At 38.4% G+C, this 13,130-nt stretch carries 11 protein-coding genes and 1 pseudogene; 7 read left to right on the top strand and 5 right to left on the bottom strand.

Translation table 11 applies throughout. The features are described from left to right. The first annotated feature begins 130 nt into the window (after positions 1–130). Positions 131–598: an SRPBCC family protein gene (locus BGM26_RS15975; protein ID WP_217040967.1), complete on the top strand. Its 468-nt coding sequence runs from the start codon at positions 131–133 to the stop codon at positions 596–598. A gap of 195 nt (positions 599–793) precedes the next feature. Here BGM26_RS15975 and BGM26_RS15970 read toward each other — a convergent pair whose 3' ends face one another. Next, positions 794–1,276 carry a ribonuclease H-like YkuK family protein gene (locus BGM26_RS15970; RefSeq protein WP_254119612.1) on the bottom strand — a complete coding sequence of 161 codons (483 nt, stop codon included), beginning with the start codon at positions 1,274–1,276 and terminating at the stop codon, positions 794–796. A gap of 308 nt (positions 1,277–1,584) precedes the next feature. Between BGM26_RS15970 and BGM26_RS15965 the strand changes: the two genes are divergently transcribed. The 3 genes from BGM26_RS15965 to BGM26_RS15955 all read left to right on the top strand — a co-directional run bounded on the left by BGM26_RS15965 (position 1,585) and on the right by BGM26_RS15955 (position 5,541). Continuing rightward, entirely contained in the window at positions 1,585–2,316 is a 732-nt protein-coding gene (locus BGM26_RS15965; RefSeq protein WP_217040966.1) for a DsbA family oxidoreductase, read from the top strand. Between the two features lie 453 nt (positions 2,317–2,769). Further along, a complete protein-coding gene (locus BGM26_RS15960) occupies positions 2,770–3,675 on the top strand; it encodes an acyl-ACP desaturase (RefSeq protein ID WP_217040965.1) in 906 nt (301 codons plus the stop codon). Between the two features lie 180 nt (positions 3,676–3,855). After that, positions 3,856–5,541, top strand: a complete 1,686-nt coding sequence (locus BGM26_RS15955; protein WP_217040964.1) for a hypothetical protein — start codon at positions 3,856–3,858, stop codon at positions 5,539–5,541. A 200-nt stretch (positions 5,542–5,741) separates the two neighbouring features. On the opposite strand, the gene gltC is transcribed toward BGM26_RS15955, so the two are convergent. Continuing rightward, the gene (gene gltC, locus BGM26_RS15950) at positions 5,742–6,647 is read right to left on the bottom strand and encodes a glutamate biosynthesis transcriptional regulator GltC (protein ID WP_217040963.1); all 906 of its coding nucleotides are present in this window, start codon (positions 6,645–6,647) and stop codon (positions 5,742–5,744) included. Positions 6,648–6,834: 187 nt separating this feature from the next. On the opposite strand from gltC, the gene gdhA reads away from it, so the two are divergent. Next, positions 6,835–8,217, top strand: a complete 1,383-nt coding sequence (gene gdhA / locus BGM26_RS15945; protein ID WP_217040962.1) for an NADP-specific glutamate dehydrogenase — start codon at positions 6,835–6,837, stop codon at positions 8,215–8,217. Between the two features lie 94 nt (positions 8,218–8,311). Here gdhA and BGM26_RS15940 read toward each other — a convergent pair whose 3' ends face one another. After that, complete coding sequence (locus BGM26_RS15940) at positions 8,312–9,508, bottom strand: class I SAM-dependent rRNA methyltransferase (RefSeq protein ID WP_217040961.1); 1,197 nt, start codon at positions 9,506–9,508, stop codon at positions 8,312–8,314. Between the two features lie 240 nt (positions 9,509–9,748). Then, a complete protein-coding gene (locus BGM26_RS15935; protein WP_217040960.1) occupies positions 9,749–10,888 on the bottom strand; it encodes an acyl-CoA dehydrogenase family protein in 1,140 nt (379 codons plus the stop codon). A gap of 255 nt (positions 10,889–11,143) precedes the next feature. Between BGM26_RS15935 and BGM26_RS21835 the strand changes: the two are divergent. Further along, positions 11,144–11,293 (top strand): annotated as a pseudogene (locus BGM26_RS21835) (vitamin B12 dependent-methionine synthase activation domain-containing protein); the annotation flags it as partial. A 177-nt stretch (positions 11,294–11,470) separates the two neighbouring features. Further along, positions 11,471–12,283, top strand: coding sequence for a VOC family protein (locus BGM26_RS15925; RefSeq protein WP_217040958.1), 813 nt, complete (start codon positions 11,471–11,473; stop codon positions 12,281–12,283). Between the two features lie 153 nt (positions 12,284–12,436). Here the strand turns inward: BGM26_RS15925 and BGM26_RS15920 are convergent, their stop codons facing one another. Next, positions 12,437–13,123 (bottom strand): SDR family oxidoreductase, encoded by a 687-nt coding sequence (locus BGM26_RS15920; protein WP_254119610.1) that lies wholly within the window; start codon positions 13,121–13,123, stop codon positions 12,437–12,439. Between the last annotated feature and the right edge of the window lie 7 nt (positions 13,124–13,130).

Raw genomic sequence — 13,130 nt, 5'->3', positions numbered from 1 at the left:
TTATTATTTAATTTCAAAATTCACACCTACTCACGAACGACGCCTATCACTAAAAACTTGAATGGAATACCAGCCTAATAATTTGAATAGATATTTATGTAAAGACTCTATCAAAAGGGGCGGTAAAAGAATGCCGAGTTATAGCCATCAAGTTGAAGTGAATATGCCCATTCGTTCAGTATGGGAATTTGTAAGCAGGATCGATAATTGGGCACCACTCGTACCTGGTTATTTGGAACACCATATTATAAGCGAAAAGGAATCAACCTGGAGCTTTAAAACCGATATTGGCATTATGAAGAAAAAAGTTCAATTGAAAGTGGATATTACGAGTTGGCAAGAACCGACAAAAGTAACATTTGATTTAATAGGGATGAACGAAAAGTTTACAGGCAATGGCTATTTCCGTGCGGAAGTGCGAAATGAAACTAATACAAATATGACCGGCTTCCTCGATATCAATGCAGAAGGCTTGATGGCAAAAATGGCGAATTCGATATTAAATACGTCACTTCCTGAAATCACAGCCGAACTGACAGAAGCGGTCGCTGCAAAAATAGAAGAAGGGTATCACGCGAACATTAACATTTCGAAATAGATTCTTCCGTTAGACGGAATATCGCGAATCCCTAATATCCTTGTAAAACATATAAAGAAAAGGATGACTCAAAAAGCCTGACTTCACTTTCTATCTGTATGTGGTGGAAGTTAACTCATTCACTCAACAATATTTTGTTGTGTTATCTGAACTTTGGTTTTGAGTCTTCCGCTTTATTTATACGCTTTTATCAATCTATCTTGTGTAACGATTAGCATAGCTTGAGGCCACGAACGCATCCGGCTTAATCTTTGGTTCGACTCCTATTGATTCGAGCCTTGACACCATCTCATTCACGAATTCCCTCGTCTTATTCCTTTTTCCTGCCCCGATATCCAAATGGCCTTCCATTATAAATGTTGCTCCATGATAAATATAGGGGAGCACAATATCAATCATTTGATTTTTCCGCTCCGAAGTGAACATTGAAACAGTTTCTTCAGTTAAGGAAGTTTCATAGGAAATCCGCTCATGCAAATGAAGCATTCTACGGGGGATAATTCCTTTTCTTATACAGGCCCATGCACCCTTCCCTTCATTTTGAATGACGATTCCCGTAATAAATACAGTTTGCTTACAATGGACTTGGGAATCAGTCCCGACCATTAGCCGATAATTTCCGGAGGGATTTCTATTCATGAACAATAGAATTCGGTTAAACACTTGCTCAAACGTCATATTTCGCTCCTGTAAATTTTGAAACATGTATGGACTATTCAAATCAGTTTTCACCTGATATCACCACATTATATTGGGATCGTATTCATTAAACTCCACATATAATTACCGAATGGGACCTTACTTCTTTCTAATAGCATGTTGGTACAATTATTATATTGAGTTATATAGTGCTTGTTGTTAGTTTTTAAGATTATTTGTTAAAAAATTCACTTTGGACAAATCATTTTTTGTATGAGCATCTTTCAAATGATTTCTCACAGGATATGCTACTATTGAAAGAAATGTAAAATAGTTGAGGTGACGGTATGAAAATTGAAGTTTGGTCTGATTTTGTTTGTCCATTTTGTTATATCGGGAAGCGCAGGTTAGAAGAAGCAATTGCCCATTTTCCACATAAAGATCAAGTTGAGGTCGAATTTAAAAGCTTTGAACTTGATCAAAATGCGCCAAAGTATAGTGGTAAAAATATTCACGAAGTACTGGCGGCAAAATATGGGATGAGCATTGAACAAGCTAAGGAAGCAAACAAGAGCGTTGGGCTGCAAGCAGCGAGTGTAGGATTGACGTTCAATTTTGATGAGATGAAGCCTGGAAGTACATTTGATGCCCACCGCCTCGCGAAATTCGCAAAAACAGCTGGAAAAGAATCCGTCCTAACGGAAAAACTTCTTCATGCTTATTTTACAGAATCAAAGGATTTAAGTGATCAAGAAACACTGGCAGATATTGCAGAGACAGTCGGGATTGGCCGTCAGGAAGCATTAAATATTCTTCAAGACAAAACTGCCTTTGCCAATGATGTTCGAATCGATGAAGCCATAGCTCAGCAATATGGCATTAGTGGCGTGCCTTATTTTATTATTAATCAAAAATATGCAATCTCAGGTGCTCAGCCTCCTGAAACATTTGCAAATGCGCTGCAAAAAGTATGGGAAGAGGAGTCATCTGTACCTAAATTGAAAGACCTTTCTGTTGGAGGAGCAGCAGATGCCAGTTGTACGGATGGGAGCTGTGCGATTCCAAATAATGAGGAATAGTTGAAAGGGCTTTTACAATGAAAAAAGAAAACGGGAGGAAAAGGAATACTTTTGGTCTGCCGAGTTTTACTGTCATAAATGTAATTATCATTTTGAAGTAGAATGGGAAACAACCTGGGAAATCCAAGAATAACGCATGGGTATGTTGGATTCCACACAAACGACACTTTTATTAGCTGTGATCAGTGCGGTGAATTGTGTGAAGAGGAACCTAATTATTCTGAAGACACCTCCCTTCCTTTTTATAGAGATGAAAATAACGCAGTTTCCATTAAGGAAATCTGCGTTATTTATATTATGAGAAACTACCACTTATTGTTAGTTTCACCTTGCTCTTATCTGGTTTACCCTATATTTATGAATTAATCTGTTAACGATAGTGTTTATGTGATATAAATGAACAGAATGATTTAACGGAAAAATAGGAATATTAAAAAGAGGAGGAAAACACATTTGCTGACGAACCATTTAGACTTTAGGCTTGAACCGCAGTTGAAGGAACTTTACGAGGAACACAAGAAACGAGCGGAAAAAATTGATTGGGGATATCATGACTTTCTGCCTTGGGACAAAGCACAGGATTTTCGAAGAGTTCCTTGGACTCCAGAACAAGTAACACTACCGCAAGGAGTAGTTACAGCTGTAGAAACAGCACTTTTAACAGAGGTTAACTTACCTTGGTTCACATCCTATCTCAATCAAACCTTTAAAGGTTCTCTCACTGTAATCAAGGATTTTGTTCATACTTGGACTGCAGAAGAAGATCAGCACTCGAACCTTTTAGAGAATTATCTACTAATCACAAGAAATGTAGATCCTAAGCGACTTCGCCAATTGCATAAGCAAACGGTTGAAGAAGGATGGGAGCCTGATTTCCACACTCCCTTTGAAACGATGGTATATACGGCTCTCCAAGAATTAGCAACGATGGTTTTTTATAATAACGTTGCAAAAGTAGCAGGGGAACATGATAAGGACTTGGCGACTCTTCTTAGAAGACTGGCAAAAGACGAAATCCTTCATTATGCTTTTTATCGTGACGTCATCAAATTCCATTTACAATTGGAACCGAATTATTGCTATTACCTTGGGCACGTAATTAAGAATTTCCAAATGCCTGGTGCAGTTATGCCTGATTTCGAAGATCGAATGGCCATTATTGCAAAGGAAGCGAATTACGGGCCACTAGAATATTTTGATCAAGTGTTAGATGTTATTGTGGACTATTGGGATTTGGAGAATCTGAGACCTATCGCTCCTGAAGCAGAAAAGGCCCGTCTAGATATCCTTAATTACCACGCTAGGCTTAAACGTGTAAGAGATCGTTTTTACGCTTCTACGGAAAAACACCGCTCATAATGTAGAAAGATGAAAGTGCCTGGCACCGATGAAAGACATTTGCATATGATTTGTCCACGGGTGGTGCCAGGCACCACCTCTTTTTATCCACCTGGAAAAATACACCAATAACACTCTATGGAACTTTTCTGTTATATTATTCTTAAATATAACAATAACAACTTCGAAGAGGGACAATTTATGGGAAACATTTACCTATTTTCACTTATTGCTGGGCTAGCAGCCTCGCTTGTGCTAATCCCCTACTCTAAAAATAAAGAAGCAAATAAAAAAAGGGGTATGCAACTGAGGAAAACTGCTGCCCCGATTGCTACCATCCTGCTTTCAGTATTCCTTGTATTTTCTTTCTATTATCTTACTAATCTAGATCGGAATTTTTCCTCTTTATGGTTTTTTCTCATCATCATTACCGCGGCAGGAATGTTCTTTGCCTCCGGAAAGGAGCAGATGATCAAAGCAGTTCTGTTCTTAGGAAGTCTTTTTATAGGCGGGTATTTCCTCACCGCATTTCTTTCTAATGCCGATGAAAAATATGAAACGGCAAAAATGGAAGTTAAAATGGAAATTGAGACGTTTGATGAGAAAGAAACACCAGCTAGTGTTCCACCGCAGTTCGCCCGTAATAAAATGAGGAAAGCGTTTAGCCAAGTTCCGAATACGAGTTATTATGAACTGGGACATCTGCAAATCCAGAAGGTGGATGGGAAATATGTCTACATTGCGCCAGTCGAGTTTTCTGGCTTTTTCAAATGGTTGAATGGGAAAGTGACGCCTGGTTACTTTACGATCAGCGCAACCGATTCTTCGGCAACCCCTAAATTTGTAAAAGCGGAAATGATTTATACTCCTTCTTCGTATTTTAATAAAGATATTGAACGACATATTCGTATGCAATATCCGAAGCATATTTTTTATGGCGATCCACGATTAGAGATTGATGATAATGGAAAACCATTTTATATTCGTTCTTTTGGTGAATTTATTTCCGCCCGTAATGGATTTAAAGTGAAGGGAATTGTCATGGTTGACCCGAAGAGTGGAGAAACAAAAACTTATATTTTAGCAGATGTTCCCGCATTTATTGACGGAGCAGTCTCACCTGAAGCCGTTAGTTTACAAAATAGCTATTATGGAAATTACGTACATGGATTTTGGAATAGCCTATTTGGAAAAAGAGACGTGAAACTTCCTTCCGATGAAGGAACTGTCGCCAATGTCAGTCCGATTTTTGACGAAAATGGTGTGATGCATTATTTCACTGATTTCACTAGTCCTAAAGCAGGGGTCGATTCGATGCTTGGATACTCGCTTACAAACTCAAGAACCGGAAAAGCAACTTATTATACTGGGAATCTTGAAGAATCGTACATGGATTCACAAGGGGCTTTGCAAATTATTGAAAAGAAATTTATCGAAAAAGAGTGGTATGGAGAAATGCCCGTTATTTATAACTTTTACGGTGAAGCAAGTTGGTTAACTCCAGTACTGGATTCGAATGGGTTCCTGCAAAATTACTTTATCGTATCAGCGGCAAATCCAGAGATTTCTGCCTATGCGATTACTCCAAATGAAGCGTTAAAACTGTATAAAACAGCCTTACAAAGAGGAGGCAGTACCGTGGACGGCAGCTCCAAAGCGGAAGAAAAACATATTCGTGGAACTGTTGTGAGAGTCTACAAAGAAAGGTCTGGTGATTTCACGATTGTTTCATTCCTATTAGATAACCGTCATAGCTATGTGATATCTTCTGAAAACAGTCCAATGTCTATTTATTTACAGGAAGGAGATCAAGTTAAGGTTAACTACTTGGATACCGGAGAAGACTTCTCACCTGCAAAGGAAATAGTGATTGAGGGTCTGGAATAATTCTTCTTTAAATAACACGATGGAGTTCTTTTAAGAGCACCATCGTGTTTTTTTATCATCAACGTCCACCTTAAAAATACATTTATCTGTGTTTTGTCCACGGACGGTGCCAGGCACTGCAGAAAGACATTCATTCGTGATTTGTCCACGGATGGTGCCTGGCACCTGATAGTCAGGCACTGCAGAAAGACACGATAGTCCTATTTTTGGAAGCTGCCAAGCATCGCAAAAAATTCATTTAAAAACTCTTGGAATAGTTTTGCGGTCGGAAGCATCTCGCGGTCACTCGGTGTGATCACCCCAACTGTTCGGGTGACTTGGGGATCAATGACCGGAATTTTTACTGTTTGGCGCGGCAAGCTGTCAATCAACGTAATTTCGGGAATGAGTGTTACACCGAGACCAGCTGAGACCAATCCTTTAATCGCGTCAATATCCTCCCCCTCGAAAGATACTTTAGGCTGAAAACCTTGCTGCCCACAAGCATTCACGATAATTTCGCGTAAAATGTAGCCATTTGGAAACAATACAAATGAAGCATCTCGTAATTCACTTAATTTCAAAGACTTTTTATCAGCTAGTGGGTGTTTGATTGGAAGCAGGGCAACAATTTTTTCGGTAAATAAAATATTTCCCTTTACCTTTTTTTCACCTTTTGGCACCGGGCCTAGCAGTGCCATGTCCATCTCGCCTTTTATGACCCCTTCAATTAACTGATGGTAGGAGCCTTGTTTCAGCTGATATTTCACTTCCGGATAGCGACTTCGAAAAGCAGATATCGCTGTAGGTAATGTATATGCAGCTAAACTGCTCGGAAAGCCGATGCGGATCGTCCCTTTCTTCGGATCTAAAAACTCGTCTACTTCACGTTTTGCATTCTCAATTACACTTATTGCTTCTTCCATATACTCAAGGAATATTTTACCAATAAGAGTCAAGCGAACGTTTCTGCCCTCACGGATAAATAAATCAACCCCTAGCTCTGATTCCAAATTAACAATCTGCCTGCTGACAGCGGATTGGGCTACATGCAAGGCAACAGCGGCCTCCGTCACATGCTCTCGCTTCGCAACTTCCATAAAATATTGGATTTGTCGTAACTCCATATCGCTCACCTCTCCCCATTCATCTCATGACGGCATTGATATTATCTATTATTCATATTGTTTAGATTGTTTTTTCATTATAAAATTTCCTTAATAGAAAATCCAATTTTTAAATAAATATGCAGTTTAAATACAGTATTTGTCGTAATTTTACCATCCATTCGATATTAGAGGAGACTGATAAAATATGAAAACATTAGAGGAAGTGAAAAGTAACGAAACTAAAGCTGCGATTGATTATGTGAATGAAGTGTATGAAACAGTAAAAATTCGTAACCCTTTCGAATTTGAATTCCATCAAGCAGTAAAGGAAATATTCGATTCACTCGTACCTGTATTCTCCAAACATACAAAATACATCAATCACGGCATACTTGAAAGAATCGTGGAACCTGAAAGAGTGATTACTTTTCGCGTTCCTTGGACAGATGATAAAGGGAAAGTACAGGTGAACCGTGGATTCCGTGTTCAGTATAGCAGTGCGATTGGTCCTTACAAAGGCGGCATCCGCTTCCATCCCTCCGTTAATACTAGCATCATCAAATTCCTCGGATTTGAACAAATCTTCAAAAACTCCTTAACTGGGCAACACATCGGCGGAGGAAAAGGCGGATCTGATTTTGACCCGAAGGGAAAATCAGACGGTGAGATCATGCGTTTCACACAAAGCTTCATGACTGAGCTTTGCAAATATATCGGACCTGATGTTGATGTGCCTGCTGGAGACATCGGTGTCGGTGCAAGAGAAATTGGTTATATGTTCGGGCAATACAAGCGGATCCGCGGTGCGTATGAAGCCGGCGTTTTAACAGGGAAAGGTCTTGGATACGGCGGGAGCCTAGGACGCAAAGAAGCAACAGGCTATGGGACCGTTTATTTTGTTGAAGAAATGCTGGCAGACAAGGGGCTTACCTTCGAGGGTAGCACAGTAATTGTATCCGGATCAGGCAATGTTTCAATCTATGCGATTGAAAAAGCTATCCAATTGGGTGCTAAAGTGGTTGCATGCAGTGATTCAAATGGCTATATTTATGACGAGAATGGTCTGAACCTTGAAACGATCAAGCGTCTCAAAGAAGTCGAATATAAACGGATCTATGAATATGTTAATGAACATCCGCACGCCCAATATGTCGAAGGTTGTTCTGGAATCTGGTCCATCCCTTGTGACATTGCATTGCCATGTGCAACTCAAAATGAAATTGATGAATGTTCAGCAAATATCCTCGTTGCTAATGGGGTCAAAGCGATCGGCGAAGGAGCCAACATGCCATCAACATTGCAAGCTATTGATGTCTTCCTTAACAATGACATCCTTTTCGCACCAGGAAAAGCTGCCAATGCAGGCGGCGTAGCAGTTTCTTCTCTTGAAATGGCCCAGAACAGTGCAAGGCTAGCCTGGACTTTTGAAGAAGTGGATGAAAAACTCCACAGCATCATGACAAACATTTACCGCAGCAGTGTGAAAGCTGCTGATGATTACGGCTATCCTGGCAACCTCGTTGTTGGCGCTAATATCGCAGGCTTTATCCGAGTAGCCGACGCCATGATTGTACAGGGATTGGTTTAAAGGGAAACACTTATAAAAAAGGGTGCTTAGAAAATTCTAAGCACCTCTTTTTTACTTGATTAGTAAATATAACTTTTCTTATATCCGAGAAAAGTTATACCTCTTTTTTAATAAAAACAACTTTAAGGTAATTCCCCTCTTTAAATTCCTTTATCGTCTTAAAATCTTCAGGAAGACTAAATTCTTCGAGAATTTTGTATTTCCCTCCCGTTTGATTGAAGGCTTTTTTTATAAAGTCTTTAAATTTACTCATGCTAAAGGTACTGCAGTTGGAAGAAGCAATGATAACTCCGTCTTTTTCGGTTATTTGAATTGCTTGCTCGAGCAGTGCTGGATAATCTTTTCCTGCACTAAATGTATGCTTTTTAGAACGTGCAAAGCTCGGTGGATCAAGGATAACCATATCGAATAATAATTGCTTTCGAACTGCATATTTGAAATAATTAAACACATCTTCAACAATAATGTCGTGTGATTCATAATCAATCCCGTTCACACTGAATTGTTCGATCGTTTTGCTTTTGCTGCGATTCGCTAAATCGACGCTTGTTGTTTTCACTGCACCACCTAGTGCAGCTGCAACGGAAAATGCCCCTGTATACGAAAACGTATTTAATACCGTTTTACCATTCGCATATTTATCCCGAATCGTTTTTCTTACGTCCCTTTGATCTAAAAATACCCCTACCATTGCACCATCATTTAGATAAACTGCAAAGTTAATGCCATTTTCTTTTACGATAAGAGGAAAAGAAGCCTGCTCCCCTGTTACGAAATCATCATCCTCTATATAAGTGCCCTTTACGGCAAATCGTTTCTTTTCGTATAGGCCTGTTACATCAGCGACTTTTGTGAGCGCCTGAATAACCTCATCCTTGAAATAATAAATTCCTTCACTATACCAATTGATCACGTAATAACCAGCAAAATAGTCAATCGTCAATCCGCCAATTCCGTCTCCTTCACCGTTGAAGACCCGGAAAGCGGTTGTATCTGGATCTTTAAAAAGAGATTCCCGATTTTCCAAGGCAATATTGAATTTCTTCTCGAAAAATACCTGATCAATCACTTCCCGCTCGTTTCTGCTTAAAATCCAGCCCCTCCCTTTGTTTTGCTTGCCATAATAACCTTTAGCTAGAAACTTATTTTTCTCATCTACAAGATCAAAAATTGCGCCTTCTACGATTCCATCTGGAATTTTGAGGATGGCATCCTCAGTTATTAGAGGATATCCTGCTTGAAAATTTCCTAAATATGAATTCTTCACTATTAAACGTACTGCTTTATCCATGCCTTCACCCAATCAATTCAGTTTTCTTATTGGCTTACCATTTTATTATCTAGTATATATACACTGCCATTATAATACTTATAAGAGAAGAAATCATACATTCTTGTTGATGAGAACAAAAGAAGGTTCTTAAAACCGCTAAATTATTCAGTATAAATTAAACAATTTTTACTTAGCCTAACGTAAAAAAAGAACAATAATTTTAAATGAAATTATTGTTCAAGTTTACTAGTCACTTATTTATTTTTCAATTGCATATTGTGCCAGTAAATTTATCGTTGCGTCGTCCATCGGGGGATTATGCAGCCCCGATCTTACATCACGATAATATCTTTGTAGCGGATTGCTTCTTTGTAAACTAACAGCACCAACCACTCTCATTGATTGATCGACAATTGAGATGGCTGAATTCGTAACAGCTTTTTTTACAGCAGCTAGTTGTGGCTGTAACTCTTGTTGAAGTTCAGGCTGAGCTTCGCATTTAGCTGCTACACCATAAAGAAAGTAACGACTTTGAAGGAGTTCTATTTCCATTTCTCCAATTTTATTTCTCACGTTTGGCAGTTCACTTATCGTCCCAGAAATGCTATTAGGGGAATGGTTTTTTGCGAAATCAACAGCATAATTCCGAGCTGCTGAAGCTATTCCCAAATAACATGCTGGTATGTGAAGCAATGAACTGGTGTCAAAACCCGAACTTGCATATTCAACTAGATACTTCTCGTCAATGCTCACATTTTCCAATAATAAATCTTCACTTGCTGTCCCTTGCATGGACATAACATCCCAGGTTTTCTCAATTGATAAGCCTGGAGTGTCTCGATCGATTAAGAACCAACCTACTTTACTCTCTTCAACGATCCATGCACTAACAATAAACAAGTCTAATACCGGGGCCATGGAGGTATAGTTCTTTCTGCCATTAATAACCCATTTTCCGTTTGTTTTTACAGCAGTTGTTGTTGGCTTTCCGCCACGTGTAGGACTGCCTGTTTGAGGTTCTGAAGCAGCGCGATTCACAAGCGCTCCGTTATTGATTTTTTCAAAAGTTTCATGCAAGACATCTATATTCCATCCTCTTTTCCCATCTTGCATTTGTAATACGTTCCCGACATGCCAACCAATCGACAATGCTGTTGGTCCACAATGCTCCGCAATTTTCTCTTGACACAAAATAAATTCATATAATCCTTTCCCACCCCCACCAAATTCCTTGGGAAGAGTAAGCTTTGTGTAGCCTATTTTTTTTAATTCCTTTATGTTCTCAAAAGGAAAATCTCTCGTTTCATCAAGTTGGTTTGCCCTGGATGAAAAGTCTGATACTGCTTTTGAAAGTTTCTCAAGATTGTTTCTTTCCAATTCATTACGAATAAAACTCATATGAAAATCTCCCTTTTTATGATCATTTCCAGAACGCTTTTTTTCTTATATTTCTCAAATACCTATAATTTCGATAGGTTTAATCCTATAATTTTAAGAAAATTTTGTCAATACTCATTTTTGTTTTACCCTTATTTAGTTAACGATCTATTAGTTGTATTTTAGACTATTGGTAGGTGTGCCATTTTATGTTTCTTAAACATATTTTCTCATTCTTAATATTAAGTGGTTGACTTTTCCAGTTTCAGTGATGCACAGTTAATTAGCCCAGAAGATATTAGCGTTCATTTAACTGAAGGCTGTATGATAGAACCTGAAGCTTCTGTTTCAGCGATGGTTTTTGCTCACCCTAAAGCACAGTATTTTAATGTTTTGAGAATAAAAGAAAACCGATCGATAAAATGAAACTTACATCAGGGAAGAATTGACGCACAGGACAAGGAAAGCCTTGGCAGAGATTCGAAAGAAGGAAAAGCGTTAGTTTTTACGTGGGGGTGCTTGTGCAGACGTTGCTTTCCAAGTCTACCTCCCCCACTGTTGGTTAAGCCTTTTATTATTTTTTTAAAGATTGGAGGAAAACAAATGCGTTTTACGTTTGATCACATCGTTCACTTTGTTGAGGAACCCAGTAAGGCGATAGCAATCTTCAAAGAAAATGGAATACACGCCGTTGAAGGTGGAAAACACCTGAATTATGGTACATACAATGCACTTAGTTATTTCGATTTAAGTTATATTGAGTTTCTAAGTACATATGATCGCGATTTACTCGAACGAACAAAACATCTTAAAAATAGTTTTTTTGAAACTGTCGTACGAGATCGATATAAAGAAGGATTTTCACGCGTTGCCATTCGTACAACCGATATTGAAGAAGCAGCGCACTACTTTCGTAAAAAAGGTTTGACGGTTAATGGTCCTGTTCCGATGAATCGTAAAAGACCGGATGGAAGTGTAATAGAGTGGAAGTTGCTATATATTGGTGATGAAGATGAGGGGCTAGAACTGCCTTTTATCATTCAATGGAATGAAAGTGATGAGGATAGAAGAAATCAATTAACTGAAAAAAAGGCGATTATGCCTCATCCAGCCGGAACTACTTTCTCTCATGTAAACTTCGCAGTTAAAGACTTGAAAAATACAGTAGAAAAATGGTCCAACTGGCTAGATTTAAAAGCCGGGAAAGAATTCATAAATGAAGACCTTCAGGCAAGATGTCAAACGATCCAACTTCCTGGCGGCAATTTCGTATTCTGTTGCCCCATTGGCGACGGTATAGTTTCTGAGGCACTTAAAAATCAGGGAGAAAAGCCATTTCAGGTAAACTTATCAAGCGATAAAAACGAATCAGCATTTGAATTACTTGGTGGGATATATACAATTAACGAACATTAACATGTAGTTATTAAAGATTATTATCCATTTACAGAATATAAAAGAAGCTAAGAACCTATATGTAGTAGGTATTAGCTTCTTTTTCACTATAAACGGGCTTTTCCAGTGCCCTCATGAACTAGGCGGGGTGGTCTCAACATCATAAATAGAGAATTAGATTTTGTTTTTAATAATAACTTCCGTAACTAAAAGGTTTTTTCTCAGTTTAGTGTTCTCAATAATAATATCAGCTACATCATCAGGATCCATAAAGTCCTTGATTTGTTCTTGAGTAAATATGCCATCCCAAAATTCTGATTTCATACCACCCATATAAGCTCCAAACACCCCAACAGAGGTTTCCTTTAGTTCAAGTGCCAAACTTTCAGTGAATCCTCTTACGCCAAATTTACTTGCACAATAAACCGTCTCGTTAATTTTCCCTTCTACTCCAGCAGTTGAGACAATATTAATAATGAATCCTTGATTTCGCTTTTTCATGTCGGGTAATACTTCTTGTGTACAAAATATAGTTCCCTTTAAATTTATATCAATCATTGCATGAACAGAGTTTTCATTTAAGTTTTCAGCTAAACCAAAAACACCCATTCCTGCGTTATTAATTAATATATCTATGGGTCCTATTTCATCTTTAATAGATTGTATTACCTTTGCTACATCGCTATTAGATGTAACGTCCACTTCGTAAATCGAATAGCTCTGAGTTAATGTTTCAGCCGTTAGATTAAGTTTTGATCTAGTTCTTCCAAGTAAACATACATGGTAACCTAGTTTGGAGTATTTCTTAGCCAAAGAAGCACCAAGCCCACTACCGGCACCTGTAATAACGACTACCTTCATATTCAAT

This window comes from Bacillus sp. FJAT-29790 (assembly GCF_019039215.1).
Taxonomy (GTDB): domain Bacteria; phylum Bacillota; class Bacilli; order Bacillales; family Cytobacillaceae; genus Cytobacillus.
Note: the sequence above shows the minus strand (reverse complement) of the source record. Positions and strands in the feature narration are given on the sequence as shown.

What these genes read in the sequence shown, in the direction of transcription:
- BGM26_RS15940 (WP_217040961.1), bottom strand. Translation starts at nt 9,508, where the DNA reads ATGGATAAAGCAGTACGTTTAATAGTGAAGAATTCATATTTAGGAAAT.
- BGM26_RS15955 (WP_217040964.1), top strand. Translation starts at nt 3,856, where the DNA reads ATGGGAAACATTTACCTATTTTCACTTATTGCTGGGCTAGCAGCCTCG.
- BGM26_RS15975 (WP_217040967.1), top strand. Translation starts at nt 131, where the DNA reads ATGCCGAGTTATAGCCATCAAGTTGAAGTGAATATGCCCATTCGTTCA.
- gltC (WP_217040963.1), bottom strand. Translation starts at nt 6,647, where the DNA reads ATGGAGTTACGACAAATCCAATATTTTATGGAAGTTGCGAAGCGAGAG.
- BGM26_RS15920 (WP_254119610.1), bottom strand. Translation starts at nt 13,123, where the DNA reads ATGAAGGTAGTCGTTATTACAGGTGCCGGTAGTGGGCTTGGTGCTTCT.
- gdhA (WP_217040962.1), top strand. Translation starts at nt 6,835, where the DNA reads ATGAAAACATTAGAGGAAGTGAAAAGTAACGAAACTAAAGCTGCGATT.
- BGM26_RS15925 (WP_217040958.1), top strand. Translation starts at nt 11,471, where the DNA reads ATGCGTTTTACGTTTGATCACATCGTTCACTTTGTTGAGGAACCCAGT.
- BGM26_RS15970 (WP_254119612.1), bottom strand. Translation starts at nt 1,276, where the DNA reads ATGACGTTTGAGCAAGTGTTTAACCGAATTCTATTGTTCATGAATAGA.
- BGM26_RS15935 (WP_217040960.1), bottom strand. Translation starts at nt 10,888, where the DNA reads ATGAGTTTTATTCGTAATGAATTGGAAAGAAACAATCTTGAGAAACTT.
- BGM26_RS15965 (WP_217040966.1), top strand. Translation starts at nt 1,585, where the DNA reads ATGAAAATTGAAGTTTGGTCTGATTTTGTTTGTCCATTTTGTTATATC.